The organism is Kutzneria sp. CA-103260 (assembly GCF_018263855.1).
GTDB lineage: Bacteria > Actinomycetota > Actinomycetes > Mycobacteriales > Pseudonocardiaceae > Kutzneria.
In genome coordinates, this window is sequence record NZ_CP073318.1 from 8,289,298 (window position 1) to 8,315,402 (window position 26,105).

Consider the following 26,105-nt stretch of genomic DNA (forward strand, 5'->3'; position numbering starts at 1 on the left):
GGCCGGGCCCCCACAAGACACTAAAAGGCGACCCCTGCTTGCGCTTTCCGCAAGCAGGGGTCGCCCAGTTCGCCTTTTAACTCAGAAGTCCATGCCGCCGGCGTCCGGGGCGCCGGCCGGGGCCGGGTTCTTCTCCGGCTTGTCGGCGACGACGGCCTCGGTGGTGAGGAACAGCGCGGCGATCGACGCGGCGTTCTGCAACGCCGAGCGGGTGACCTTGGCCGGGTCGATGATGCCCGCGGCCACCAGGTCCTTGTACTCGCCGGTCGCGGCGTCCAGGCCCTCGCCGGCCTTGAGACCCTTGACCTTCTCCACCACGACGCCACCCTCGAGGCCGGCGTTCACGGCGATCTGCTTCAGCGGGGCCTCGACGGCGACCTTGACGATGTTCGCGCCGGTGGCCTCGTCACCGTTGAGGGTGAGGCCGGCGAACGCGGTCTCGGCGGCCTGCAGCAGGGCCACGCCACCACCGGCGACGATGCCCTCCTCGACGGCGGCCTTGGCGTTGCGCACCGCGTCCTCGATGCGGTGCTTGCGCTCCTTGAGCTCCACCTCGGTGGCGGCGCCGGCCTTGATGACGGCAACGCCGCCGGCCAGCTTCGCCAGGCGCTCCTGGAGCTTCTCGCGGTCGTAGTCCGAGTCGGACTTCTCGATCTCCGCGCGGATCTGCTTGACGCGGCCCTGGATCTGCTCGGCGTCGCCGGCGCCCTCGACGATCGTGGTCTCGTCCTTGGTCACCACGACCTTGCGCGCCTTGCCCAGCAGGGACAGGTCGGCGTTCTCCAGCTTCAGGCCCACGTCCTCGGAGATGACCTGGCCACCGGTGAGGGTGGCGATGTCCTGGAGGATGGCCTTGCGGCGGTCGCCGAAGCCCGGGGCCTTGACGGCGACGGACTTGAAGGTGCCGCGGATCTTGTTGACCACCAGGGTCGCCAGGGCCTCGCCCTCGACGTCCTCGGAGATGATCAGCAGCGGCTTGCCGGCCTGGATGACCTTCTCCAGCAGCGGCAGCAGGTCCTTGACGGAGCTGATCTTGGAGCCGAACAGCAGGATGTACGGGTCCTCGAGGACCGCTTCCTGACGCTCGGCGTCGGTCACGAAGTAACCGGAGATGTAGCCCTTGTCGAAGCGCATGCCCTCGGTGAGCTCCAGCTCGAGCCCGAGGGTGTTGCTCTCCTCGACGGTGATGACGCCTTCCTTGCCGACCTTGTCCATCGCCTCGGCGATCAGCTCGCCGATCGTGGAGTCAGCGGCGGAGATGGACGCGGTGGCAGCGATCTGCTCCTTCGTCTCGATCTCCTTGGCCGTCTTCAGCAGCTGCTCGGCAACCGCCTCGACGGCCTTCTCGATGCCCCGCTTCAGACCCAGCGGGTTCGCGCCGGCGGCGACGTTGCGCAGACCCTCGCGCACCAGCGCCTGGGCCAGCACGGTGGCGGTGGTGGTGCCGTCACCCGCGACGTCGTCGGTCTTCTTGGCGACCTCCTTGACGAGCTCGGCCCCGATCTTCTCCCACGGGTCCTCGAGCTCGATCTCCTTGGCGATGGAGACACCATCGTTGGTGATGGTGGGGGCGCCCCACTTCTTCTCCAGCACGACGTTGCGACCCTTGGGGCCGAGCGTCACCTTGACGGCGTCAGCGAGGGTGTTCATCCCGCGCTCGAGACCGCGGCGGGCGTCCTCGTCGAACGCGATCATCTTGGCCATTGCGGTGTGGTCCTCCGGATTATGGATGACACGGTGCTCGGCCAGGCTCGGTGCCCGCGACGGACGACCCACCGGAGGTTCACCCCGGCCGGCCTCACCGTCCCGACCTAACGTGTTGGCACTCGTAGTGCCCGAGTGCTAGTTCGTGTTTAGCACTCGGGGGCGGCGAGTGCAAGCAAACACCCGCTCAGGCGGTGAGCCACACGATCACCACGACCAGCAGGACCAGCAGCGCCGTGCCGGCCAACACCGGCACGGCCCACCGGGCCGCGCCGCCGTCCTCGCGGAACGCGGTGGCGTTGATCGGCGTCGGCGGGCGCAGCCGGACCGGCTGGTCGCTCTGCGGCGGGTAGCCGCCGTACTGCGGCTGCGCCGGGGCCGGCTGGTACGGGCGCGGCTGGGGCTGGCTCGGGAACGGCTGGGAGGCCGGCGCCTGCACCGGCGCGGCCTGCACCGGCACCGGGCCGCTGGCCGGCTCGGTGCGCACGGTCGGCTGCTGCTGTGGCGGCGGCGCGGAGACGCCCGGCGTGGCCACGGTGACCAGGGCCGAGCGCGCGGCGGCGACCAGCTCGCGGCAGTTGGCGTAGCGCTGCTTGGGGTCCTTGGCCATGCCCTTGCGGATCACGTCGTCGATGCCGACCGGCAGGGACGACACCAGCTTGGTCGCCGACGGCGGCTGGCTACCCAGGTGGCCCTGGATCACCTCGGACACTCCGCCCTGGTACGGCGGGCGGCCGGTCAGGCAGGCGAACAGCACGCAGGCCAGGGAGTAGAGGTCGGTGCGGCCGTCCACCGGCTCGCCGCGCAGGTGCTCGGGGGCGGCGTAGGTGGGCGAGCCGAGGAAGTCGCCGCCACGGGTGCGGTGGCCGGTGGCGCCGCGCCGGGTCAGGCCGAAGTCGGCCAGGTAGACGTGCTCGCCGGCGGACTCCCGGCTGGTCACCAGCATGTTGGCCGGCTTGACGTCCAGGTGCACCAGGCCGCGGCCGGCCAGCATGTCCAACGCCTCGCCGGCCTGGCTGACCAGGATCAGGGCGCGCGAGGGCGGCAGCGGGCCGTCCTTGATCAGGCTGGCCAGGTCGGAGCCGTCCACCAGCCGCATGGCGATGTAGAGCAGGCCGTCCAGCTCACCGAAGTCGTACAGCGGCACCACGTTGGAGTGGTCGATGGCCGCGGTGTTGCGCGCCTCGTCGACGAAGCGCTCGCGGAACTCCGGGTCCTCGGTGAGGTGTTCGGAGATGACCTTCAGCGCGACCTTGCGGCCCAGCCTCATGTCCGTCGCCCGGTACATGACGCTCATGCCGCCACGGCCGAGCACCGCGTCGATGCGATAGTGGCCCAGGCGTTTTCCGGTCAAGTCGTCCGACACGGCGGTCAGCCTAACGTCCGCGAGTTTCGCCGCGCGTCCGGTTGGCGGGAAAACGGCGGCGGCCGCGCGGGCCGCCGCCGTTGACCGCGGGTTGTGCCTTCCAGATCAGACTCTGCAGATCAGACCTTGCGGACGTCCGCGGCCTGGCTGCGGCCGTCACGGCCGGCCTGGACCTCGAACTCAACCCGGTCGCCCTCAGCCAGTGCCCTGAATCCGTCCATCTGAATCGCCGAGTAGTGGACGAACACGTCCTGACCACTGTCCTGAGCGATGAAGCCGTAGCCCTTTTCCGAGTTGAACCACTTGACCGTGCCGACTGCCACGGCGTCCTCCTTGAGATGTGGCGCACGGCGCTGGGGGCGCCGAATGGATCTCACGACAACGTTAGCGGCGGCAAGCCCGCTCGCCATCTGCTTGTTGGGTGCTCTTCATGCGACAAGATCGTTGCCACACAGCAATTTCCTCTGACTCGAACGGCGGTACCGCCGACACCGGCGGGTATGCGCGAAGATGGGTCCCGTGTCCACTTCAGCTACTCGGTTGGCGAGCGTCGACGAACACCTGGCGATGGTGTTGGACCTGGTCGGCAATACGCCGGTAGAACGCATTCCGTTGGCGGACTGCCTTGGTCTGGCCATCGCCGAGGACCTCAGTTCACCGGTCGATCTGCCGCCGTTCGACAATTCGGCCATGGACGGTTACGCCGTTCGGGCGCGAGACATCAGGGACGCCCCGGTAGAACTCCCCGTGACCGACGACATTCCGGCCGGCAAGACGGTGCTCACCGAACTCGCCGCCGGCACCGCGCAGCGGATCATGACCGGCGCCCCGGTGCCGCCCGGCGCGGACGCCGTCGTGCAGGTCGAACTGACCGACGGCGGCACGGAAAGCGTGCTGGTCAATGGCGAGGTGGAGCCGGGCGCGCACATCCGGCGGGCCGGCGAGGACGTCCGGGTCGGCGATGTCGTGCTGCGCGCGGGCGCGGAACTCGGTCCGCCGCAACTGGGTCTGGCCGCCGCGGTCGGCGCGGGCGAGCTGCCGGTCCGTCGACGGCCCCGGGTGCTGGTGCTGTCCACCGGATCCGAACTCGTCGCGCCGGGGAATCCGTTGTTGCCGGGGCAGATCTACGAATCAAACGGCGTGATGCTGGCCGCCGCGATTCGATCCGTCGGCGCGTTGGCCGAAGTGCTCAGCTTCGTGCCCGACGATGTCGAAACGTTTCACTCGGTGTTGGCCGCCCGGCTGGAATCGGCCGATCTGATCGTCACATCCGGTGGCGTCAGCGCCGGCGCCTATGAAGTGGTCAAGGACGCGTTCACCGGCAACGGCGTCGAGTTCCGCAAGGTGGCCATGCAGCCGGGTATGCCACAGGGGGCCGGCGAGTACCGGGGTGTGCCGGTGGTGACGCTGCCCGGCAATCCGGTCAGCGCCCAGGTGTCGTTCGAGGTGTTCCTGCGCCCGGCCCTGCGCTCGGCGATGGGGCACGCGGTGATCCAGCGGCCGACCCGCACCGCGGTGATCGACGAGGCGCTGCACTCGCCGCCCGGCCGCCGTCAGTTCCGCCGCGGCCGCTACGACCCGTCGGCCGGCACGGTCCGGCTGGTCGGCGGCCCCGGCTCGCATCTGCTCAGCGCGCTGGCGGTGGCCAACTGCCTGATCATCGTGCCGGAGGGTGTGAGCGAGGTCGCCGCAGGTGACGCCGTCACCGTCGTCGCGCTCGATGCGTAGAGTCGTGTCGTGGGACTCATCGGATGGATCGTGCTGGGCGCGATCGTGGGCTGGGCGGCCAACCTGGTCGTCGGCGGTCGGGACCGGCGGCCGCAGGGCTGCATCGTCAGCATCCTGGTCGGCATCGCCGGCGCGTTCCTGGGCGGCTGGCTGTACCAGCTGGTCACCGGGCATCCGCGGGACTTCGGCTGGAACTTCACCAGCTTCGGCATCGCACTGGTCGGCGCGGTGATCCTGCTGGCGGTGCTGAGCCTGTTCCGCAACGCCGGCCGCCGCCGGTAGCGCACGCGGGGTCGGCCGGCGGGTGCCCTATCGTGTGGCGCGATGAACGCCAACTCGCCCGAACCTGCCGGGTTCTCCGTCGGCCACTTCCTGGAGCTGGCCCGCAAGACCGTGCCGCCGATGCACCCGGGCGGGCGGCCGATCGTGGCCGGCTTCGCCATCGGGGCGCTGGTGCTGCGGCTGCTTAACCGCCGGCTGGGCTTCCTGGGCTTCCTGGCCACGGCCTGGTGCGCCTGGTTCTTCCGGGAGCCGGCCCGGGTGACGCCGACCCGCCCGAACATCGCGGTCGCGGCGGCCGACGGCACGGTGGCCGACGTGGTCGTGGTCGAGCCGCCGGCCGAGCTGGGTCTGTCCGGCCGGATGCTGCGGATCAGCACCTTCCTCAACATCTTCGACGTGCACGTGCAGCGGCTGCCGGCCTCCGGTGAGATCACCGCGGCGCACTACCGGCCGGGCAAGTTCCTGTCGGCCGACCTGGACAAGGCGTCCGAGGACAACGAGCGCAACTCGCTGGCCATCCGCACCGAGCAGGGCCACGACCTGGTCGTGGTGCAGATCGCCGGCCTGATCGCGCGTCGCATCGTGTGCGAGGTCAACGCGGGCGACCCTGCGGTGGCCGGCCGCACCTACGGCCTGATCCGCTTCGGCTCCCGGGTCGACCTCTACGTGCCGCTGGGCAGCAAGGTGCTGGTCGAGCCGGGGCAGCGGACCATCGGCGGGGAGACAGTGCTCGCCGAACTCGGGGGCTGACCAGATGCCCTCGGGTCCCGGGGTCCGGCTGCTGCCCAACGCCATCACGGTGCTCGCCATGTGCGCGGGCCTGTCCGGCGTGCAGTTCGCCCTCACCAACAACTACGAGGTGGCGATCGGCGCGATCGGCGCGGCCGCCATCCTGGACAGCCTGGACGGCCGGATCGCCCGGCTGCTCGACGCCACCAGCAAGATGGGCGCGGAGCTGGACTCGCTGGCCGACGCCATCTCCTTCGGCGTCGCGCCGGCGCTGATGCTCTACATCTGGAACCACGGCTCGGACAACGGGCTGTGGATCGTGTCCCTGATCTTCGCGGCCTGCATGGTGCTGCGCCTGGCCCGGTTCAACACGCTGCTCGAGGACACCGAGAAGCCGCCGTTCACCAAGGAGTTCTTCGTCGGTGTGCCGGCGCCGCCGGGCGCGCTGCTGGCCCTGCTGCCGATGGTGCTGTGGCTGGCCGCCGGCACCGGCTGGTGGACCTCGCCGATCCTGGTCGCGGCCTGGACGGTCTTCGTGGCGGCGCTGATGATCAGCCGGGTGCCCACGCTGTCGCTGAAGACGATCAAGGTGCCGCCGCGCCTGGTGGCCCCGCTGCTGGTCGGCGTGGTGCTGGTGGCCGCGACCGTGCTGCTGTACCCGCTGTGGGCGCTGGTCGCGGCGATGCTGATCTACCTGGGCCACATCCCGTACGCCGTGTACCGCTACTACTGGCTGGCCCGGCACCCCGAGGCCTGGTCGGTGCCGTCGCGGGAGCGGCGGGCGATCCGCCGCGCCGGCAGCGCCGCCCGCCGGTTCGGGCTGCGGCCGCCGCTGCGCCGCCGGGTGGCCGGCGCGGCCAGCCGGATCAGCCAGGTGCGGCTGCCGCGGCGCGGCGAGCCCACCAGCAACGGCAATGGCAGCGGTGACGGCCGCCGCCGGGGCTGGCGGCAGCTGGGGCTTCGTCGCCAAGAGCGCCGCTGAGTCGCGGGGGCGTGGATAAGCTGGCGGCGTGATCTCGCTGACCGCCCGGCTGTCACCGTCCGCGTTGGACACCCGGCGAGGTGTCGTCCGCCTGCATCCCGAGGTGCTCGCCGCGCTCGGCCTGCGCCCGTGGGACGCGGTGAAGCTGACCGGGGCCCGAGTCAGCGCGGCGCTGGCCGCCGCCCACGACGGCGAGAGCCCGCACGGCTTCGTCTACGTGGACGACGTGACGCTGTCCAACCTGGGCATCGTCGAGGGCTCGGAGATCGTGGTCGCGCCGGTCGAGGTGTCGCAGGCCCGGTCGATCGTGGTGTCCGGGTCCCGGCTGGCCTCGGCCTCGGTGCACCCGGACACGCTGCGGCTGGCCCTCACCGGCAAGGTGCTGACCACCGGTGACGCGGTGTCGCTGCTGCCGCAGGACCTGGCCCCGCCGCCCGGCTCGGACGTCTCGCAGGCCCGCCGGCAGCTGTCGCTGGCCATCGGCACGACCTGGACCAACGAGCTGATCACCGTGACCGCGACCCAGCCGGTCGGTCCGGTGACCGTCGGCCCGAGCAGCGTGCTGAACTGGCGGGGCACGGAGGTCGTGGTCGAACCGGCGCCGGTGGCCGAACTGGTTGTGGCGCCGGTGGAAGCGCCGTCGGTGCCACCGGTGCCGGTGGCCGATCTGGTCGGCCAGCAGGACTCGGCCAAGCTGCTGTCGGAGTGGCTGAACCTGACCTTCCACCGGCCGGAGCTGCTGGCCCAGCTCGGCGCGTCGGCGCAACTGGGGGTGCTGGTCACCGGCCCGGAGGGCGTCGGCAAGGCGACCCTGGTGCGGGCCGTCGCGCACAGCGTCGGGGCCGCGGTGGTCGAGCTGTCGGCCCCGAGCATCGCCGCGCTGGAGGCGAACGCGGCCGCCCAGCAGCTGTCGGCGACGATTGCCAAGGCCACCAAGCCTTCGGTGCTGTTGATCTCCGACATCGACGCCCTGCTGCCGGCCTCGACTCCCCCGCCGGTGGCCACGATCGTGCTGGACACGCTGCGTGCGGCGGTCCGCACCGAGGGCCTGGCGCTGGCCGTGACCAGCGCGCACCCGGAGGCGGTCGATCCTCGGCTGCGGGCCCCGGAGCTGGTGGACCGGACGCTGTCGCTTCCGTTGCCAGACGCCAAGGTTCGCGTCGAGCTGCTACGGGTGCTGCTGCGCGAGGTGCCGGTTGAGTCCGATGTGGACCTCGGCGCGGTCGCCGACCGCACTCCCGGTTTCGTCGCCGCCGACCTGGCCGCGCTGCGCCGGGAAGCCGCGCTGCGAGCGGCCATGCGGCACTCCGACGGCGTGCTCCAGGTCAGCCAGCAGGACCTGCTGGGCGCGCTGGAGACCGTGCGCCCGATCTCCATGTCCACTTCGGACACTTTGCGGACCGGTGGCCTGACGCTGGACGACGTCGGCGACATGACCGAGGTCAAGCAGTCGCTGACCGAGGCGGTGCTGTGGCCGCTGCAGTACCCGGATTCCTTTGCCCGCCTTGGGGTTCAGCCGCCGCGCGGGGTGCTGATGTACGGGCCGCCCGGCTGCGGCAAGACCTTCCTGGTGCGAGCCCTGGCCGGCAGCGGGCGGCTGAACGTGTTGTCGGTCAAGGGCGCGGAGCTGATGGACAAGTTCGTCGGCGAGTCCGAGCGGGCCGTGCGGGAGCTGTTCCGCCGGGCCGCCGAGGCCGCGCCGGCTCTGGTCTTCCTGGACGAGGTCGACGCGCTGGCCCCGCGACGCGGCCAGTCCTCTGACTCCGGCGTGGCCGACCGGGTGGTGGCCGCGCTGCTGACCGAGCTGGACGGCGTGGAGCCGCTGCGGGACGTGATCGTCGTCGGCGCGACCAACCGGCCCGAGCTGCTCGACCCGGCGCTGCTGCGACCGGGCCGGCTGGAGCGGGTGATCTACGTGCCGCCGCCGGACGCCGACGCCCGGGCCGAGATCCTGCGCTCGGCCTCCCGCAACATGCCGCTGGCCGCCGACGTGGACCTGGCGGCGCTGGCCGCCGAGCTGGACGGTTACTCCGCCGCCGACTGCGCCGGCCTGGTGCGGGAGGCCGCGCTGACCGCCATGCGGGAGTCCCTGTCGGCGGCCGAGGTCACTGCCGGACACCTGGCCAAGGCCCGCACCGCCGTCAGTCCGTCCCTCGACCCGGCCCAGCTGGCCGAGCTCGCGGCCTACGCCGAGTCCCGCCAGCTTTGACCGCCCCTTTTTGTCATGAAGGGCCCCTTCCTGACGTTGAACGTCAGGAAGGGGCCCTTCATGAGGTTCAACGAGAGAGGATCGGGCCCTTGATCAGCCCTTGGCCGGGGGGCTGAAATCGTTGGTGATGATGACGATGACGCCGGGGGAGGCGGTCTCGATGCCGTCGAAGCGGGGCATGACCCGCATGTGGAAGTCGTGCCCCAGCTGGTTGGCAGCGGCTTCCTCGTCGGTGCCGGGGCGGTAGTACACCGTGGTGGTGGCGATGATGCCCTGCGAGTACGGGCCCACCGTGGTGACGTTCCAGCCGGCGGCCTTGAAGTCGTCGGCGGCCTGCTGCGCGTAGCCCTGGATGGTGCCGTTGTTGTACACGCGCACCTGCACCGACTGCGGGTTGTTGGCCGGCGGCTGCGGGGTCGGCTGGTTGGCCGTGGTGCTGGCCGGCGGCGCCGTGGTTGTGGTGGTCGGCGCGGGCGTGGTGGTCGTCGGCTTGGCTGGCGCGGACGACGAGGTGGTGGCCGAGGGCGTGGTGGTCGTGGTGGTGGCGCCGGCCTCGTTGCTGCCGCCGCCCAGCGGCAGCAGGCTGACGACACCCATCACGAGGGCGATGCCGGCGACGACGAGCAGCACGATGCCGGCGATGCGGGCCGGCCGGGCCGGACCGCCGGTGGGTGTCTCCGGCGCGGTCATCGCAGCTCGAACCCCAGCCTGCGCGCGGCGCGGGCGCGCTGACGCCCGGCGCGCAGCCGACGCAGCCGCTTGATCAGCATCGGGTCGGCCGCCATGGCCTCCTGCTTCTCGATCAAGCCGTTGAGCACCTGGTAGTAGCGGGTCGAGGACATGTCGAACAGCTCACGGATGGCCTGCTCCTTGGCCCCGGCGTACTTCCACCACTGACGTTCGAACGCCAGGATGGCGTGCTCTCGTCGGGTCAGGCCGTCGGCAGGCTCGTCCACCTGCGTGATGGCCTTTGCGGCGTCCATCTGGCTCCTCGCCCCTCACGGTCGCGGATCCCTGCGGTCGCAGGAATCACACCCGTGTGATTCCCCGGCGACCATTCAATCACGTGATCTTGATCCGGGCCGTGCCCGACCTCGGCGCGTCCCGGATCCGGAAACCTTACCGACCACCCCTGACAATGATCTTGCCGAACCGGCCCCTAGGGTCGGTCCCATGGCGATTCACCCCATCCGCGTGGTCGGCGACCCGGTGCTGAGCACCCCGACCCGCCCGGTCACCGAGTTCGACGAGAGCCTGCGCACCCTGGTCGCGGACATGTACGAGACCATGGCCGCGGCCAACGGCGTCGGGCTCGCGGCCAACCAGATCGGCGTCGACCTGCGGGTATTCGTCTACGACTGCCCCGACGACCAGGGCAACCGGTTCAAGGGCGTGGTCGTCAACCCGAAGCTGGAGACCTCCGACCGGCCGGAGGGCATGCCCGATCCGGACGACGACTTCGAGGGCTGCCTGTCGGTGCCGGGCGAGACCTATCCGACCGGCCGGGCCGACTGGGCCAAGGTCACCGGCGCCGACGAGCACGGCGAGCCGGTCGAGATCGAGGGCACCGGCTTCTTCGCCCGCTGCCTGCAGCACGAGACCGACCACCTGGACGGCCTGCTCTACCTGGACCGGCTGGTCGGCCGGAACGCCCGGGCGGCCAAGAAGATGCTCAAGCGCAACGGGTGGGGTGTGCCCGGCCTGTCCTGGGACCCGGCGGTGGAGCCGGACCCGTTCGCCGACGAGGACGACGAGGACTAAGGGACCTGGGGCCGGCCGGGCTGGTCCTCGTGCCCGTTCGCCCATTCATTGATCCAACTCGCGCGGTCACACGTCTTCCTGTCATAGGGCGCCACTCCTGGGGAGGACTAGAGCCATGGGCAGGGTCGTCGTCACGGCCACCACCACGCACCTGCGCGCCATGCGCACGATCGCCGAGTCGCTGACGCGCCGCGGCCACGAGGTCGAGCTGATCACCGGCCTCGAACCGCCGACCGGGCGTTCGCTGGTCGACCAGCACCGACGGCTGTGCCGGCTGCTGGCGGAGTCCGACGCGCCGACCGTGGTGGTCGGCGACGTCGCGTTCCAGGGCACGCTGCCGCTCAGCTACGGGGCGCCGGGCCCGAAGCCGTCGGCGCTGATCCTGATCGGCACCGAGCCGTTCTCACTGAGCAGCATCGACACCGCCCCGGCGGGCTTCGGGCTGCCGCCGGACCACACGGCGGCCGGCCGCGAGCGCAACCGCCGCGCCTACGAGTACGTCCGGGACGCGCTCGGCGGCGTGCAGGAGGAGTTCGTCGAGGCCATGCGGTCGGTCGGCGTCACCCACGACCCGCTGCCGTTCGTGCTGGACGCCCCGGTCCTGGCCGCGGACCGGTTTCTCCAGCTGTCCGTGGAGGAACTGAGCTACCGGCGCAGCGACACCCCGTCGCACGTGCGGTTCGTGGGCACGCTGCCGTCGCCGCACTGCGAGGACGACGTGGTGGTCAGCGACGGCAGCTTCGACACCGTGCAGCGGGCGCTGCGGCACGCGAAGCCGTTGGTGCTGACCGGTCGCTCGGCCGACCAACTGGAGGGCAACACCCGGGCCGCCGCCACCGGCGCGGCGCTGTACCTGGCCACGGACAAGCCGTCGGACGACGACATCGAGCGGGCGGTGCGGATCGTGCTGACCGATCCGACCTATCGGGGCAATGCCCGGCGGCTGGCCGCCGAGTACGCCCGGCTGGACGCCCTGGGCAGCATCACCGCCACGGTCGAGGGCTATCTGTCCTGAGGCACCAGCAGTAGCTTTCCCGTGGTGGCACGGGATTCGAGGTCGGAGTGGGCCTGGGCGGCGTCCTTGAGCGGGTAGCGGCCGCCGATGTGCACGGTGACCTGTCCCTGGCGGACCAGGTCGAACACCTCGCCGGTGCGGTGGATCAGCGCCTCCCGCGTGGGCACGTGGTCGCCGACGGCCGCGTAGGACAGCAGGATGCTGTTGGGCAGGTCCATCGGCGTCAGTGTCGGCACGCCCATGAACGGCCCGTAGTAGACGTGAACTCCGTGCCGCCGCAGGGAAAGCTGCGAGGAGCGGAAAGTCGGCGCGCCACCACCGTCGTAGACGACGTGCGCACCCTCGCCACCGGTCAGCTCGCGGATCTTGTCCTCGAAGCCGCCGCCGCTGGACACCAGCACATGGTCGGCCTGGGCCGCCGCGACCTTCTCCGGCCGGGACACCAGACCGATCGAGGTGCCGCCTCGGGCCTTGATCATCTGCGTCAGCATGCGGCCGACGCCGCCGGCCGCGGCGTGCACGACGGCGACGTCGCCGGGCTTGATCGCGTACGTCTCGGTGGTGAAGTGGTTGGCGGTCAAGCCCTGCATCATCACCGCGGCGGCGGTCTCGTCGTCGATGTCGTCGGGCAGCTTGACCAGCGACTCCGCCGGCGCGAGGACCAGTTCGGCGTAGCTGCCGGGCACGTAGAACCAGGCCACGCGGTCGCCGGCGGCGAGGTCGGACACCCCGTCGCCGACGGCCACCACCCGGCCCGCGCCCTCCACGCCCAGCGTCACCGGCGCGGCCCAGCCGCCCATGCCGGTCTCCCGGGCCCCGATGTCCATGTAGTTCACGCCGATGGCGGTCGGCGCGACGACGGCCTGCCCGGGGCCGGGAGTGGGGTCGGGAACCTCGGTCCAGGCCAGCACCTCGGGCCCACCGTGCCGTTCGATGTGAATTGTTCGCATGGCATCGAACTTAAGACGACAAAAATGGACCCGCAAGTACAGAACCTCAGCTCAGCAGGCTCTGCACCTCAGCCAGCTCGGCCGGCTTCAACGCCCCGAAAGCCAGCGCGCCGACGTTCTCCTCGACCTGGGCCACGGTCCGGCAGCCCGGGATCGGCACCGCCCGGTCGCACCGGGCCCAGATCCAGGCCAGCGCGCCCTGGGCCAGCGTGCGGCCGCCGGAGGTCAGCACCTCGCGCACGGCCTCGACCCGCTTGGCGAACTCCGGCGTCGGCTTGCCGTCCTTGAAGAACTGCATCCAGTCCGGCACCTTGTTGCGCACGTCGTCATCGGGCAGCGCCGCCGTGGCCCAGTCGCGGCCGGTCAGCAGCCCCATGGCCAGCGGCCCGCGGCACAGCATGGTCATGTTCTGGATCTCCAGCACCGGGTACAGGTCCGGCCGGTCGTGCAGCACGTTCATCTCGGCCTGCACGTAGGTGCCGAACACCGCCGCCCGCTCCGGGTCGTCGGTGCTCCAGCCGTAGGCCCGGATCAGCCCCTCCATGAGCAGGTCGTCGCAGGCCGACCGCAGCTCGGCGGCCTGCTCGAACGGCAGGTCGCCGATGTGGAGCTGGTAGATGTCGACGTGATCGGTGCCCAGCCGCCGCAGTGACTCCGTCAGCGCCCGGCGCATGTGCGCCACGCTGCCGTCGCGGCCGGTCATCTGCCGGGTGGCCGGGTCGAAGACGTTGCCCCACTTCGTGGCGATGCGGATCTCGTCCCGCCGCCCGGCGAAGACCTTGCCCAGCAGCTCCTCGGCGTGCCCGGTGCCGTACACGTCGGCGGTGTCGAACAGGGTCGCCCCCAGCTCGACGGCGCGCCGCAGCGCCCGCGCCGACTCCTCGTCATCGGTCGGCCCCCAGCCGACCGCCTGAGTGCCCGCCCAGAACGGACCGCCCATCGCCCACGTGCCAATGCCCAGACTCACCATGGGGCCGATCCAACCGCTTCGAGTGCACTCCAGGTCAATCTTCTTTTCGCCAGGGCACGCTCGGCAGCCCGGCAAGCTCGCGCAACGACCGGCAGCGCACCAGCTCGTCGTAGCGCTCGGCCAGGATGTGAGCCCGGATCCGCTGGGCCTGCGCGGTCGTGGGCAGCTCGCCGAGCAGCAGGAACGGCATGGTCAGCCGCCAGCCCTGCACGATCGTCTCGCGCTGCCGGTGCGGGGCCCGCAGCACCATCCGGGCCACCCGCATGGCGTGCTCGTTGCCGGTCATCCGGTCCGGGTAGCCCATGTGGTCCCAGGCCCAGCGCTGCTCGTCGGCGACCCGGCAGCGCAGGCAGGGCAGGTCGCCGGTGCCCAGCTCGGCCCCGCAGGCCGGGCAACGCAGCAGCGTCATCGCCACGTCGGTGCAGGTCCACGGCAGCTTGCCGACGTCCTCCAGCAGCACCAGCTCGGCCAGCTCCAGCTCCGGGATGCCGGACACCTCCACCAGCGGCCGCCAGTCCAGCGTCCAGAACTGGTCGACCAGTTCCGCGCACACCAGGCACATCGGGTAGCCGCGGCCGGCCAGTTCACCGCAGGCCGGGCAGTCGATGACCGCCGTCGGCCGGACGGCTCGCCGGGCGCCCGGTGGAAACGGTTGATCGTCTGCCACCGGCACAAGGTACGCGACCGAGGCTGGCAGGAATTGCCGGCACTCGCTAGCCTCGGGAGCCGACAACTGAACACACGCGGGAGCTCGCGCCACAAGCGGGCTGAGAGGGCGGCTGGATCCAGGTGATCCGGTGCCGCCGACCGCCTGAACCTGACTGGGTAATGCCAGCGTAGGGAGGAATCGCCATGACGTCGCTTGACGACCGTGTCCGGCCCACCGTGACCACGGGCCCCATCCAGGGTTCCCACAAGGTCTACGTCGACGGTCCGGACGGCACCCGGATCCCGATGCGCCGGGTGGCGCTCACCAATGGCGAACACCTTGACCTGTATGACACCTCCGGCCCCTACACCGACTCGGACACCGCGATCGACGTCCACAGTGGACTGTCGAAGCTGCGCGCGCCGTGGGTCGCCGAACGCGAGCCCGTCAACGGCGCGGTGACGCAGCTGGCCTACGCCAAGGCCGGCGTCATCACCAAGGAGATGGCCTTCTGCGCCGCCCGCGAGGGCGTCGACCCCGAGTTCGTGCGCAGCGAGGTGGCGATCGGGCGGGCGGTGATCCCGGTCAACCGCAACCATCCCGAGTCCGAGCCGGCCATCATCGGCAAGAAGTTCCTGGTCAAGATCAACGCCAACATGGGCAACTCGGCCGTCTCCTCGTCGATCGAGGAGGAGGTGGACAAGATGGTGTGGGCCGCCCGCTGGGGCGCGGACACCATCATGGACCTGTCCACCGGCAAGCGGATCCACGAGACCCGGGAGTGGATCCTGCGCAACTCGCCGGTGCCGGTCGGCACCGTGCCGATGTACCAGGCCCTGGAGAAGGTCAACGGGGATCCGACCAAACTGTCCTGGGAGGTCTACCGGGACACCGTGATCGAGCAGTGCGAGCAGGGCGTGGACTACATGACCGTGCACGCCGGCGTGCTGCTGCGCTACGTGCCGCTGACCGCCAAGCGGGTCACCGGCATCGTCTCCCGCGGCGGCTCGATCATGGCCGCGTGGTGTCTCGCGCACCACACGGAAAGCTTCCTGTACACCAACTTCGAGGAACTCTGCGACATCCTGCGGGCCTACGACGTGACGTTCTCGCTGGGCGACGGGCTGCGGCCCGGGTCCATCGCCGACGCCAACGACGCCGCCCAGTTCGCCGAGCTGCGCACCCTCGGCGAGCTCACGCACATCGCCCGGGCTCGCGACGTGCAGGTGATGATCGAGGGCCCCGGCCACGTGCCGATGCACAAGATCGTGGAGAACGTGCGGCTGGAGGAGGAGGTCTGCGGCGAGGCGCCGTTCTACACGCTCGGCCCGCTGGCCACCGACATCGCGCCGGCCTACGACCACATCACCTCGGCCATCGGCGCCGCGCAGATCGCCTGGGCCGGCACCGCGATGCTGTGCTACGTCACGCCCAAGGAGCACCTGGGCCTGCCCAACCGGGACGACGTGAAGACCGGCGTGATCACGTACAAGATCGCCGCGCACTCGGCCGACCTGGCCAAGGGCCACCCCAAGGCCCAGGAGCGCGACGACGCGTTGTCCAAGGCCCGCTTCGAGTTCCGCTGGACCGACCAGTTCAACCTGTCGCTGGACCCTGACACCGCGCGGTCCTACCACGACGAGACGCTGCCGGCCGAGCCGGCCAAGACCGCCCACTTCTGCTCCATGTGCGGCCCCAAGTTCTGCTCCATGCGCATCACCCAGGACGTGCGCAAGTACGCTGAGGAGCACAACTTGTCCTCTGTGGAGGCGATCGAGGCTGGGATGGCGGAGATGTCACAGGAGTTCGCGGCGCACGGCAAGCAGGTCTACCTTCCGGTAGTCGAGTCGTGAACACAGCGCCCACGCCGCGCGTACCGCGCGGGGCGAGTTCGCTCGTGACCGGTCTCTTCGCCTTGGCCGGAAAAATCGCTGAACAGATGCGATTTTCCCGGCCCGCAGCTCCAGAGACCGGCGCGAACTCGCGGAGTGACTGGTGACCAATTCAACTCCCCCTCGCGCGTTGACCATCGCCGGCACCGATTCCGGTGGTGGGGCGGGCGTGCACGCCGACTGCCGGACGTTCTTCGCCTGCGGCGTGCACGCCACCACCGCGGTCACCGCGGTCACCGTGCAGAACTCGGTCGGGGTCTCGGGTTTCCACGAGATCCCGCCCGAGGTGGTGGCCGCCCAGATCGAGGCCGTGGTCAGCGACATCGGCGTCACCGCGGCGAAAACCGGCATGCTGGCGTCGGCGGCGATCATCGAGGCGATCGCCGAGGTGATCGACAGGGTCGGCATCGGACGGGACCGAACGATCCCGTTCGTGGTCGACCCGGTGTCCGCGTCCATGCACGGCGACCAGCTGCTGCACGACAACGCCCTGGCCGGCCTGAAGAGTCTGCTGTTCCCGCGAGCATCGCTCGTCACGCCCAACCTGGACGAGGTGCGGCTGCTCACCGGCATCGACGTGACCAGCCGGGACATGATGCTGGACGCGGCCAAGGCGATGTACGACTTCGGGCCCCAGTGGGTGCTGATCAAGGCCGGCCACCTGCGCTCCGACCCGGAGTGCGTGGACATCCTCTACGACGGCGTGGCCGTCATCGAGCTGCCCGGGCCGCGCTTCGACGTCAACGACACCCACGGCAGCGGTGACACGCTGGCCTCGTCGATCACCTCGGCCCTGGCCAAGGGCGCGACCATGCCGGCCGCCGCCGAGTTCGGCAAGCGCTTCATCGTGCACTCGGTGCGCAACGCCTACCCGCTGGGCCAGGGCACCGGCCCGGTCTCCAACTTCTGGCGTCTCTCCGACGCCCCGATCTGAGCCTCCCTCACTGCGTGAAAGGACCATTTCGCTCGTCTGACGCGTGGAATGGTCCCTTCCAAACGCTGAGGGGTTGACGTCAGCTGACTGGTTGCGGTACGGCGGCTGCGGCGGCGTCGTAGGCGGCGCGGGAGCGCTTGATCTCGTCGAAGTTGGCCGCGGTCCAGTTGTTCAGCGCGATCAGGTAGCCGCTGATGCTCTCGCCCAGCGGCGTCAGCGCGTACTCCACGCTCGGCGGCGTGGTCGGGTAGACCTTGCGGCTGATCAGGCCGTCCCGCTCCAGGCTGCGCAGGTTCTGGGTGAGCACCTTGGGCGTGATGCCGGCCACCTCGCGCCGCAGCTCGCCGAACCGGTGCGGCCGCTGGGCCAACTTGCCGATCATCAGCGCGGTCCACTTGTTGGCCACCAGGTCCAGCACGTCCCGGCACGGACAGGCGAGAAGATACGGGTCCCAGGCGGTATCCATCAGGTACCTACTTTACAAATTAGTGCGTACTAGCGGATGTGTACCAGCTCCCACAGGATGACTGAGCAAGCATTCGAAGGGAAGGGACAGATCGAGATGCGAGTCGTGCGCCAGACCAAGCTGGGCGGCCCCGAGGTGCTGGAAGTGGTCGACGTGGAGCGGCCGGAGCCGGGACCGACAGAGATCCTGGTCCGGGTGCACGCGGCCGGCGTGAACCCGGTGGACTGGAAGACCCGCGAGCACGGCGTGTTCCTGGGGCAGCCGCCGTTCGTGCTGGGCTGGGACGTCTCCGGCACGGTCGAGCAGGTCGGCTTCGGGGTCAGCTGGCTTCAGCCGGGCGACGAGGTGCTGGGCATGCCGGCGTTCCCCAAGGAGGTCGGCGGCTACGGCGAGTTCGTCGTCGCCCCGTCGCGGCAGTTCGTGCGCAAGCCGGCCGGCCTGAGCCACTTCGAGGCCGCGGCGCTGCCGCTGGCCGGCCTGACCGCCTGGCAGGCCCTGATCGACGACGCCGACGTGCAGCCCGGCCAGAAGGTGCTGGTGCACGCCGCGGCCGGCGGCGTTGGCCACCTGGCAGTGCAGATCGCCAAGGCTCACGGCGCCTACGTCTACGGCACCGCCCGCACGGTGAAGCACGACTTCCTGCGGGGCATCGGCGTGGACGAGCCGATCGACTACACCACCGCCGACTTCACCGAGGTCGCCAAGGACGTCGACGTGGTCTTCGACCTGATCGGCGGCGACAACGCGCTGCGGTCGGTGGACGTGCTCAAGCCCGGCGGCACGGTGTTCGCGGTGCCCGGCGGCGTCGACGACGCGCTCGCGGCCAAGGCCCGGCAGCGCGGGGTGCGCGCCACCGGCATCCTCGTCGAGCCCGACCAGCGCGGCCTGCTGGCCCTGCTGGAGCTGATCGACGCCGGCCGCCTGACCGTGCGCGTCGACCAGGTGCTGCCGCTGGCCGAGGCCGGCAAGGCCCACGAGATCGGCGCGGCCAACCAGCTGACCGGCAAGCTCGTGCTGGACGTGGCCGGCAGCTAGACGTCCTCGGCCACCAGTTCCTCCAGCGCCGGCAGGGCGGCCGTGATCGCGGCCCGCTGCTGCTCGGTGAGCCGCTCCAATCGGTTGTGCAGCTCGTGCAGCCGATCGGAGCGGACCCCGGCCATGATCCGCTCCCCCTCGGCGGTGGCCCGCACCAGCGAGGCCCGGCCGTCCTGCGGGTCGGCCTCCCGCAGCACGAAGCCGGACTCGACCAGGGCGGCGATGATCCGGGACAGCGTGGGCGGGGCCACCCCTTCGCGAGCGGCCAGGTCGCCCAGCCGCATCGGGCCCTGGTAGGTCAGCGTGGCCAGGGCCGAGATCGAGCCCTGGCCGAGGCCGGGGGAACCGCTGCGGCGCAGGATCCGGGACAGCCTCCCGACCGCCAGGTACAGCCGCGTGGTCTCGTCGACCGTGGCCGTCGTCGTCGACATCGCCACGACACTCACTCCTCAGGTAGGTGGCACCTGCCGTTCATGATGACTCAGCGCGGCGGGCTGGACGCCTGGGCCCAGAAGCGTTGCGGAATTCTGCCGGCAAGTAGGGCCGAACGGCCGGCATCCACCGCCGCCCGCATCGCCGCCGCCATCCGCTCCGGGTCCTGGGCCCGGGTGACCGCGGTGGCCAGCAGCACCGCCGAGCAGCCCAGCTCCATGGCCAGCGCGGCGTCCGAGGCGGTGCCGATGCCGGCGTCCAGGATCACCGGCACCGAGGCCCGGGACACGATCAGCTCGATGTTGTGCGGGTTGCGGATGCCCAGCCCGGTGCCGATGGGCGAGCCCAGCGGCATCACGGCGGCGCAGCCGGCCTCCTCCAGCCGCAGCGCCAGCACCGGGTCGTCGTTGGTGTAGGGCAGCACCACGAAGCCGTCGTCGACCAGCTGCTGGGCGGCGTCGAGCAGTTCGACGGCGTCGGGCAGCAAGGTCCGGTCGTCGGCGACGACCTCCAGCTTCACCCAGTTGGTCTCCAGGGCCTCGCGGGCCATTCGGGCGGTGAGCACCGCCTCGGCCGCGGTCCGGCAGCCGGCGGTGTTCGGCAACGGCTCGATTCCCAGGCGGCGCAACAGGTCCAGCACGCCGGTGCCGCCGGCGGCGTCCATCCGGCGCAGCGCCACCGTGGTCAGCTCAGTGCCGGCGGCCAGCAGCGCCCGCTCCAGCACGGCCAGATTGGCCGCGCCGCCGGTGCCCATGATCAGCCGCGAGCCGAACTCGCGGTCGGCGATGACAAACGGGTCGTCCACGTCAGCCTCCCTGCACGGCGGTGAGCACTTCGACGCGGCCGCCGGGCGGCAGCGGTGTGTCCGGCCAGCCGGCCCGTGGCACGACCTCGCCGTCCAGCGCCACCGCGATGCCCCGGGGCGGGGCGTCGATGGCGGCCAGCGCGTCGGCGACGGTCGCCCCGTCGGCCAGCTCGCGCTCGGTTCCGTTGACCACGACCAGCATTCAGGTTCCCCCGTTCGTCACGGCGAGCAGTCGGCCTGGGTCGGCGGCGCGCGCCGGCTCCGGGGGTTCGCGTCCGGCGAGCAGGTCGACCACCGCCTCGGCGGTGATCGGGGCGAGCAGGATGCCGTTGCGGTGGTGGCCGGTGGCGGCCAGCAGGCCCGGCTCCAGCCAGCCCAGCAGGGGCAGGTTGTCGGGGCTGCCCGGACGCAGGCCGGCGGCGCATTCCACCACCGCGAACTCGCCGATGCCCGGCAGCACCCGCTCGGCGTCGCGCAGCAGGTCCCGGACGCCGCCGACCGTCACCTCGGTGTCGAAGCCGGCTTCGTACTGGGTGGCGCCGAGCACCAGGCCGCGGCCGTCCCTCGGCACGAGGTAGACCTGCCTGCCCTCGACCAGGGCCCGCACGGTCCGGGTCGGCGGATCGAGCGCGCCATCACGGGCCTTGAGCCGCAGCACCTCGCCCTTGACCGGCCGGACGACCTTCGCCAACCCCTCGTACAGGCCGCCGCTCCACGCCCCGGCGGCCAGCACCACCGTGTCGCAGTGCACGGTGGAACCGTTGGCCAGCAGCACTTCCCCGGCGCTGACGCTCTTCGCGGCGACGGCGATCGGCTGCACGCCGACGTCCACCGCCGCCTTGCGCAGCGAGGCCAGCAGCACTCTGTTGTCCACGGCCAGATCCCCGGGCACCAGCAGTCCACTTCGGACGGATGTGCCCAGCGACGGCTCCAGCTGGCGGGTCTGGCGCGCGGTGACCCGTTCCACCGCACGGCCGAGCCGGGCCAGGTAGTCGGCCACGCCGTCGAGTTCCTCGCGGTCGGCCGCGTCCACCGCGACCACCAGGGTTCCCTCGGCACGCAGGCCGCCACGTTTGTCCAGCCGGGCGGCGAATTCCGGCCAGCGGTCCAGCGACGCGCTGCCCAGCGCCAGCACGTGCTCCTCGCCCGGCCACGCCTCGGTGACCGGCGCGAGCATGCCGCCCGCCACCCAGGACGCGCCGGACCCCGGCGCGGCGTCGATCAGCTGCACTTCATGGTGATCCTCGGCGGCCGCCCACGCGACCGACAGACCGACGACCCCACCACCGACAACGGCGATCTTCAAGACACATCACGCTCCCTGCGCCGGCATGACCCGGATCAGGTTCGACGGTCAGAGCTGGCAAGCTCCCTCTCAGCCCGGTTCCTCCAGGCTCCCGTGCGGACCACTGGGATCTACCGTAGCACCCGTGCCAGGACTGGATGGAGAACAGATCAGGAAGCGGCTCGCGGACGCACGGCTGTACCTGTGCACCGACGCCCGCACCGCCACCGGGGACCTCGCGTCCTTCGCCGACGCCGCGCTCGCCGGCGGCGTGGACGTCATTCAACTGCGGGACAAGGGCATGGAGGCCAAGCCCGAACTCGCCGCGCTGGAGATCCTCGCCGAGGCCTGCGCCCGCCACGGCGCGCTGCTGGCCGTGAACGACCGGGCCGACGTCGCCGTCGCCGCCGGGGCCGACGTGCTGCACCTCGGGCAGGACGACCTGCCGGTGCCGCTGGCCCGCCGCGTCGCCGGCGACGACATCGCCATCGGCCGGTCCACCCACGACTTCGCGCAGGCCGACGCCGCGGCCGTGGAGCCGGGCGTGGACTACTTCTGCACCGGCCCCTGCTGGCCCACCCCGACCAAGCCCGGCCGGCCGGCGCCCGGACTGGATCTGGTGCGCCATGTGACGTCGAAGCGGCCCTGGTTCGCCATCGGCGGCATCGACCTGGGCCGGCTGGACGAGGTGCTGGCGGCCGGGGCCCGGCGGATCGTGGTGGTCCGGGCCATCACCGACGCCGAGGACCCCCGCGCCGCCGCCCAGGAGCTGAAGTCCCGCCTCTGACTCGGAAACCCATCTGAGTGGCTCACTTGGTCGCAAGGCCAAGTGAGCCACTCAGGTGCGGCACAAACGTCACATGAGCTACTCACGTGGGAAGAAAGAACCCCGGCGGCCGGGCGCAGGGAGGCCGGCCGCCGGGGCAGGTGGGCTTGCAGGGGGTGCCCACCCGGGAATCAGCTCGTCACGAGCCGAAGTCCGTAGGCGTTCAGCGCCGGGTTGACCGGGCTGAAGTAGGTGGTGCCGCCGCGGGTGCAGTCGCCGGAGCCGCCGGAGGTGACGCCCTGGGCCTGGTTGCCGCTGATCCACGCGCCGCCCGAGTCGCCAGCCTCGGCGCAGACGTTTGTCCTGGTCAGACCGGTGACGGTGCCCTCGGAGTAGACCACGGTCTGGTTCTTGGCCTGGATGGTGCCGCAGTGCCAGCCGGTGGTGGAGCCGGACCGGCAGACCGCGGCGCCGACGGCGGCCTCGGCGGAGCCCTTGACCGCCACGGTGCCGCCGCCGTTGGCCACGACCCCGGACAGCGTCCACTGGCCGCTGCTCACGTCGACCCGGCCGTAGTCCCCGCCGGTGCCGAAGTGGCTGCCGTTGAGCCGACCGAGTGAAACTTGGTTGTACCCGAATGCCGCACCGCCGCCGGCGGTGCAGTGCCCGGCGGTCACGAAGTGTTTGCCGCCGGCGGCGTCGGTCGCGCTGAATCCGACCGAGCACCGGAAGTTCGAGCCGTACCAGGCGTCACCGCCGCGGACGGCATAGAGCGGTCGCGGTCGCTCGCTGACGGTCTCCGCGCGGGCGGCCGGGCCGGCGGTGGCGACGAAGGCGTCGGTGGCCGGCGAACGGTCCAGAACCTGAACCACAACCTGGTCGGTCGGCAGGTCGACGTACCAGCCGACAACCCCGGCCGGGACCGCTCGGGTCCGCAGCCCGTCGGCTGCCGCGGCCAGTTGTGCGTCCGATCGGGTGACGACCCTCGCCTCGACACCCGCCGCGGCCAGCCTCGGCACGGATGTGATGTCGGTCACCGCCACGACGGCCTTGCCGGCGGCGGAATCGAACCAAGATCCGGCGAAGATCGACCCGAGGACTGTGCGCAGGGTTGCGACCTGCGCTTCGGCACGATCCTGCTGGGCGAACAACTCCCTCGCCCGACCGGGTGACAGACCCAGATCCCGTTGCAGCGCGCTCGCTACATCGGGTGATATGACCACACCATTCGTGGACGTATCGACAGAGACGGGCGCAGAAGTCGCGGCTGCCGGTACGCTGACAGTAGCGGCGAGGCCGATGGACAACAGGGCAGCGCCGGTGATCCGAGCCGCATGAGTGCGGTTCATCAGACGTCTCCCTCATCTTCGGATGCGGGGACTCGGGAGTGGCGGTTGCAGGGACCCCTTCCCGAGCCTTTCAGGGGGACGGGCGGTGGGGCGGCGGCAGGGGTCGCCCCACCTTCCCCCCACTTCTGACTCTCCGGGGTTCAGCCGTCACCGCTGCCACAAATCCCTCCCCCACGCGACGCCTCGCCGAACGTTGTTCGGTGAACAGTCCGATCGGGCGCAAAGCGTGTCACACCCGCCGCCCGCCTGGGTACGACGAGTAGCGGTTAACAGTTGACGTTTAAGTAACGCCACGCGGATTTGCTGTTCCATACCGCCGGCCGCGACCGGTTGCCCGTCCGGACACCGCCGTGACCGCTCAGCCATCCGGCCGCAGCCGAGTTGATCTTTTCGGCGGCGGCCGGCCTGGCCCCTGGCGCGCCGCGCCGACAGCGGCTAGCTCGCCCCGGGCGGCGGGCCGCCGCTGGTGCTGGTCGACTGCTGCTGGGTCGTCGTCGTGACGGTTGTCGCCGACGACGGTGTGGTCGTCGGCTCGGACGACGTGCTCGACGACGGTGGCGGCGTGCTCGATGTCGTGGTCGGCGCGGTGCTCGACGTGGTCGTGGTGGAGGTGCTGGTCGGCGCGGTGCTCGTCGGGTGCGGCGCGCTGGTCTGCCCCGGCTGCCCGAACAACGCGCCCACGGTGGTGCGCTGGCCGTTGCCGGAGCTGGCTTGGCCGCCGACCAGCTCGACCACCGTCAGCACACCCATGCCCAGCACGAAGGCGACCACCGTGGCGGCGACCATCTTCGGCCACCGGCGCTTGCCGGTCTCCTGCTTGGGCGGCTCGACCATCAGCCGGACGGTCTCGGCGTCATGGGACGCGCCGGCTGGCGGCTCCTCCTGCTTGATCCGGGACGTGACCCGGTCCTTGGCGGCATGAATCGAACGCTCGTACATGGCCGTGCCCACGGTGCCGACCACACTGGCCAGCCCGGCGCCGGCGACGGTGCCCGCGACCCCTAGTTTCGACCCCAGTACGGCCGCGGTGACAGCCGCCAGGGCGCCCGCCGTGACCTGCGTCGGCTTGATGTCCAGCCGATTCGTGCCGTTCTCCTTGTCCTTGTGCTCGCTCATCGCTCCCAATCCCCTACCGCACTACCAACGCACCAGACGTGGCGGACACTCCCCGGGTTGGGCGATCGTGAGCACGAACACCCCGCTCAGTCCACTGTGGACGATCGTTGCGGCACCACGTGGGTCGGCGGCCCTTCCACACCGCAGTGCAGGCAATCGCCCGGATGCGGGGAATCCTCGACAACCGCCGGCGGCGACGGCTGGCCGAGCACCTTGTTGTCGATGAAAAAGGCGATCAGGCCGCCGGCCACCGCGGCGATCGCGCAAATCAGCAGGGCCATCTGCCAGCCGGCGGTCAGCGCGGTCGGATCGGCGTACTTCTCGCCGGTGATGCCGGCCGCCGCCGGCAGCACGGCCACCGCGAGCAGCGAACCGGTCCGGGCCACCGCGTTGTTCACGCCGGAGGCGACGCCGGCGTGCCGGTCGGGCGCGGCGGCCAGCACGGTCGCCGTCACCGGGGCGACCGCGCACAGCAGGCCGAAGCCGAACACCACGACCCCGGGCAGCACGCCCGTGAGGTAGGAGGCGCCCGGCACGGCCCAGCGCAGCATCAGCATGCCCACGCCGACCAGGATCGGGCCGACGATCAGCTGCAGCCGCGGGCCGATGCGCTGGGCCAGCTTCCCGGACTGGGCCGACAGCAACAGCATGATCACCGTGATCGGCAGCCCGGCCAGGCCGGCCAGCACCGGCGGGTAGTGCAGGGACACCTGCAGCTGCATCACCATCAGCATCATCACGCCGCCCAGGGCGGCGTAGAGCAGGAACGTCAGCAGGTTGGCCACGGTGAACGTGCGGTTGGCGAACAGGTCCGGCGGCACCAGCGGGTCGCGCTCACGCACCTGGAGCACGCAGAACGCGGCCAGCCCCAGCACGCCGACGACCAGCGCGACCAGCACCACCGGATCGCCCATGCCGCGGGACGGCCCCTCGACCAGCGCCCCGGTGATGCCGGCCAGCCCCAGCGCGCACAGCACTGTGCCGCTCACCTCGGGGCGGCCGGTCATGGTCGTGTCGCGGGACTCGGGCACGTAGCGCCGGCACAGGTAGACGCACAGGAACGCGACCGGCACGTTGATCAGGAAGGCCAGCCGCCACGACCAGGCCTGGATGAGCAGGCCGCCGACCAGCGGCCCGACCGCCGTGGCCACGCCGCCCAGCCCGGACCACGCGCCGATGGCCCGGGCCCGGTCGTCGTGGGCGAAGGCCGACTGCAGGATGGCCAGCGATCCCGGGGTCAGGAGCGCCCCGCCAACGCCCTGCAGCACCCGGGCGGCCACCAGGACCCCGGTGGTGGGCGCCGCGCCGCACAGGACCGAAGCCAGGCCGAACCAGATCACTCCCACCTCGAACATGCGGCGCCGGCCGTAGCGGTCGCCCAGCGAGCCGGCCACCAGGATCAGCGACGCCAACGCGAGCAGGTAGCCGTCGAGCACCCACTGCAGCCCGGTGACCGAGGCGCCGAACTCGGCGCCGATCTTGGGCAGGGCGACGTTCACGACAGTCCCGTCCAGCATCGCCATGCCCGAGCCGCAGACGGTGGCGGCGAGCACGCCCCGGGCCTGCGCGCTGCCCCAGCGCACACCCGTCGACGGATAGCCCATGGTGGTCATGGCAGCACCGTGCTCCCGCCACCCGGCCCGACGCAAGTCGGATGCAACCAAGTCCGCCTTCGCTGCA

General features: G+C 71.2%; 27 protein-coding genes and 1 riboswitch. Of the genes, 11 read left to right on the top strand and 16 right to left on the bottom strand.

Features of this window, described 5'->3' with window-relative positions:
• Positions 1 to 81 precede the first annotated feature (81 nt).
• From groL to JJ691_RS36420, 3 genes are all read right to left on the bottom strand, one after another.
• On the bottom strand, positions 82 to 1,704 hold the full coding sequence (groL, locus tag JJ691_RS36410) for a chaperonin GroEL (protein WP_211764070.1): 1,623 nt from the start codon (positions 1,702 to 1,704) through the stop codon (positions 82 to 84).
• A gap of 187 nt (positions 1,705 to 1,891) precedes the next feature.
• Positions 1,892 to 3,070: a protein kinase domain-containing protein gene (locus JJ691_RS36415; protein WP_211764071.1), complete on the bottom strand. Its 1,179-nt coding sequence runs from the start codon at positions 3,068 to 3,070 to the stop codon at positions 1,892 to 1,894.
• Positions 3,071 to 3,189: 119 nt separating this feature from the next.
• A complete protein-coding gene (locus JJ691_RS36420) occupies positions 3,190 to 3,393 on the bottom strand; it encodes a cold-shock protein (protein WP_025354171.1) in 204 nt (67 codons plus the stop codon).
• Positions 3,394 to 3,610: 217 nt separating this feature from the next.
• Here JJ691_RS36420 and moeA point away from each other — a divergent pair, with 217 nt between their 5' ends.
• The 5 genes from moeA to JJ691_RS36445 are packed head-to-tail and all read left to right on the top strand — an operon-like array spanning position 3,611 to position 9,000.
• A complete protein-coding gene (moeA, locus tag JJ691_RS36425; protein ID WP_442912794.1) occupies positions 3,611 to 4,798 on the top strand; it encodes a molybdopterin molybdotransferase MoeA in 1,188 nt (395 codons plus the stop codon).
• Between the two features lie 9 nt (positions 4,799 to 4,807).
• Positions 4,808 to 5,080, top strand: a complete 273-nt coding sequence (locus JJ691_RS36430; protein ID WP_211764073.1) for a GlsB/YeaQ/YmgE family stress response membrane protein — start codon at positions 4,808 to 4,810, stop codon at positions 5,078 to 5,080.
• A 42-nt stretch (positions 5,081 to 5,122) separates the two neighbouring features.
• Positions 5,123 to 5,830, top strand: coding sequence for a phosphatidylserine decarboxylase (locus JJ691_RS36435; RefSeq protein ID WP_211764074.1), 708 nt, complete (start codon positions 5,123 to 5,125; stop codon positions 5,828 to 5,830).
• A 4-nt stretch (positions 5,831 to 5,834) separates the two neighbouring features.
• Positions 5,835 to 6,791, top strand: a complete 957-nt coding sequence (pssA, locus tag JJ691_RS36440) for a CDP-diacylglycerol--serine O-phosphatidyltransferase (RefSeq protein ID WP_211764075.1) — start codon at positions 5,835 to 5,837, stop codon at positions 6,789 to 6,791.
• A 28-nt stretch (positions 6,792 to 6,819) separates the two neighbouring features.
• A complete protein-coding gene (locus JJ691_RS36445; RefSeq protein ID WP_211764076.1) occupies positions 6,820 to 9,000 on the top strand; it encodes an AAA family ATPase in 2,181 nt (726 codons plus the stop codon).
• 93 nt (positions 9,001 to 9,093) lie between these two features.
• On the opposite strand, the gene JJ691_RS36450 is transcribed toward JJ691_RS36445, so the two are convergent.
• Entirely contained in the window at positions 9,094 to 9,690 is a 597-nt protein-coding gene (locus tag JJ691_RS36450) for a LytR C-terminal domain-containing protein (RefSeq protein ID WP_211764077.1), read from the bottom strand.
• Positions 9,687 to 9,983 (bottom strand): DUF3263 domain-containing protein, encoded by a 297-nt coding sequence (locus JJ691_RS36455; RefSeq protein WP_211764078.1) that lies wholly within the window; start codon positions 9,981 to 9,983, stop codon positions 9,687 to 9,689. The genes JJ691_RS36450 and JJ691_RS36455 overlap by 4 nt, the downstream gene beginning before the upstream one ends.
• A 190-nt stretch (positions 9,984 to 10,173) precedes the next feature.
• Between JJ691_RS36455 and JJ691_RS36460 the strand changes: the two genes are divergently transcribed.
• Together JJ691_RS36460 and JJ691_RS36465 are read left to right on the top strand one after the other, a co-directional pair.
• Positions 10,174 to 10,761 (top strand): peptide deformylase, encoded by a 588-nt coding sequence (locus tag JJ691_RS36460; RefSeq protein WP_211764079.1) that lies wholly within the window; start codon positions 10,174 to 10,176, stop codon positions 10,759 to 10,761.
• 115 nt (positions 10,762 to 10,876) lie between these two features.
• Entirely contained in the window at positions 10,877 to 11,776 is a 900-nt protein-coding gene (locus JJ691_RS36465) for a glycosyltransferase (RefSeq protein ID WP_211764080.1), read from the top strand.
• Here JJ691_RS36465 and JJ691_RS36470 read toward each other — a convergent pair.
• Genes JJ691_RS36470 through JJ691_RS36480 form a run of 3 tightly spaced genes read right to left on the bottom strand, consistent with a single transcriptional unit; the run spans position 11,764 to position 14,363 of the window.
• Positions 11,764 to 12,726 carry a quinone oxidoreductase family protein gene (locus tag JJ691_RS36470; protein WP_211764081.1) on the bottom strand — a complete coding sequence of 321 codons (963 nt, stop codon included), beginning with the start codon at positions 12,724 to 12,726 and terminating at the stop codon, positions 11,764 to 11,766. The genes JJ691_RS36465 and JJ691_RS36470 overlap by 13 nt on opposite strands.
• A 46-nt stretch (positions 12,727 to 12,772) precedes the next feature.
• On the bottom strand, positions 12,773 to 13,696 hold the full coding sequence (locus tag JJ691_RS36475) for an aldo/keto reductase (RefSeq protein ID WP_211764082.1): 924 nt from the start codon (positions 13,694 to 13,696) through the stop codon (positions 12,773 to 12,775).
• A 34-nt stretch (positions 13,697 to 13,730) separates the two neighbouring features.
• A complete protein-coding gene (locus JJ691_RS36480; protein ID WP_211764083.1) occupies positions 13,731 to 14,363 on the bottom strand; it encodes a hypothetical protein in 633 nt (210 codons plus the stop codon).
• 185 nt (positions 14,364 to 14,548) lie between these two features.
• Here JJ691_RS36480 and thiC point away from each other — a divergent pair, with 185 nt between their 5' ends.
• Both thiC and thiD read left to right on the top strand, forming a co-directional pair.
• Positions 14,549 to 16,198, top strand: coding sequence for a phosphomethylpyrimidine synthase ThiC (thiC, locus tag JJ691_RS36485; protein ID WP_211764084.1), 1,650 nt, complete (start codon positions 14,549 to 14,551; stop codon positions 16,196 to 16,198).
• A 142-nt stretch (positions 16,199 to 16,340) separates the two neighbouring features.
• Positions 16,341 to 17,171: a bifunctional hydroxymethylpyrimidine kinase/phosphomethylpyrimidine kinase gene (gene thiD, locus JJ691_RS36490; RefSeq protein WP_211764085.1), complete on the top strand. Its 831-nt coding sequence runs from the start codon at positions 16,341 to 16,343 to the stop codon at positions 17,169 to 17,171.
• Positions 17,172 to 17,250: 79 nt separating this feature from the next.
• Here the strand turns inward: thiD and JJ691_RS36495 are convergent, their stop codons facing one another.
• Positions 17,251 to 17,637: a winged helix-turn-helix transcriptional regulator gene (locus JJ691_RS36495; RefSeq protein ID WP_211764086.1), complete on the bottom strand. Its 387-nt coding sequence runs from the start codon at positions 17,635 to 17,637 to the stop codon at positions 17,251 to 17,253.
• Positions 17,638 to 17,733: 96 nt separating this feature from the next.
• Here JJ691_RS36495 and JJ691_RS36500 point away from each other — a divergent pair, with 96 nt between their 5' ends.
• Positions 17,734 to 18,672: an NADP-dependent oxidoreductase gene (locus tag JJ691_RS36500; RefSeq protein WP_211764087.1), complete on the top strand. Its 939-nt coding sequence runs from the start codon at positions 17,734 to 17,736 to the stop codon at positions 18,670 to 18,672.
• Here JJ691_RS36500 and JJ691_RS36505 read toward each other — a convergent pair.
• The 4 genes from JJ691_RS36505 to thiO form a co-directional block, all read right to left on the bottom strand.
• Positions 18,669 to 19,103 (bottom strand): MarR family winged helix-turn-helix transcriptional regulator, encoded by a 435-nt coding sequence (locus tag JJ691_RS36505; protein ID WP_211771931.1) that lies wholly within the window; start codon positions 19,101 to 19,103, stop codon positions 18,669 to 18,671. The two genes, JJ691_RS36500 and JJ691_RS36505, sit on opposite strands and share 4 nt — an antisense overlap.
• 50 nt (positions 19,104 to 19,153) lie before the next feature.
• The gene (locus JJ691_RS36510; protein WP_211764088.1) at positions 19,154 to 19,909 is read right to left on the bottom strand and encodes a thiazole synthase; all 756 of its coding nucleotides are present in this window, start codon (positions 19,907 to 19,909) and stop codon (positions 19,154 to 19,156) included.
• A 1-nt stretch (position 19,910) separates the two neighbouring features.
• Entirely contained in the window at positions 19,911 to 20,111 is a 201-nt protein-coding gene (thiS, locus tag JJ691_RS36515) for a sulfur carrier protein ThiS (protein WP_211764089.1), read from the bottom strand.
• Positions 20,112 to 21,215, bottom strand: coding sequence for a glycine oxidase ThiO (thiO, locus tag JJ691_RS36520; protein WP_211764090.1), 1,104 nt, complete (start codon positions 21,213 to 21,215; stop codon positions 20,112 to 20,114).
• Positions 21,211 to 21,320, bottom strand: a riboswitch (TPP riboswitch). It overlaps the preceding gene by 5 nt.
• Positions 21,321 to 21,339: 19 nt before the next feature.
• On the opposite strand from thiO, the gene thiE reads away from it, so the two are divergent.
• On the top strand, positions 21,340 to 21,981 hold the full coding sequence (thiE, locus tag JJ691_RS36525; protein ID WP_211764091.1) for a thiamine phosphate synthase: 642 nt from the start codon (positions 21,340 to 21,342) through the stop codon (positions 21,979 to 21,981).
• Between the two features lie 170 nt (positions 21,982 to 22,151).
• Here thiE and JJ691_RS36530 read toward each other — a convergent pair whose 3' ends face one another.
• The 3 genes from JJ691_RS36530 to JJ691_RS36540 form a co-directional block, all read right to left on the bottom strand.
• Positions 22,152 to 23,111, bottom strand: a complete 960-nt coding sequence (locus JJ691_RS36530; protein ID WP_249227242.1) for a S1 family peptidase — start codon at positions 23,109 to 23,111, stop codon at positions 22,152 to 22,154.
• Positions 23,112 to 23,744: 633 nt separating this feature from the next.
• On the bottom strand, positions 23,745 to 24,425 hold the full coding sequence (locus tag JJ691_RS36535) for a hypothetical protein (RefSeq protein ID WP_211764093.1): 681 nt from the start codon (positions 24,423 to 24,425) through the stop codon (positions 23,745 to 23,747).
• Positions 24,426 to 24,511: 86 nt separating this feature from the next.
• On the bottom strand, positions 24,512 to 26,038 hold the full coding sequence (locus JJ691_RS36540; RefSeq protein ID WP_442912504.1) for an MFS transporter: 1,527 nt from the start codon (positions 26,036 to 26,038) through the stop codon (positions 24,512 to 24,514).
• Positions 26,039 to 26,105 lie beyond the last annotated feature (67 nt).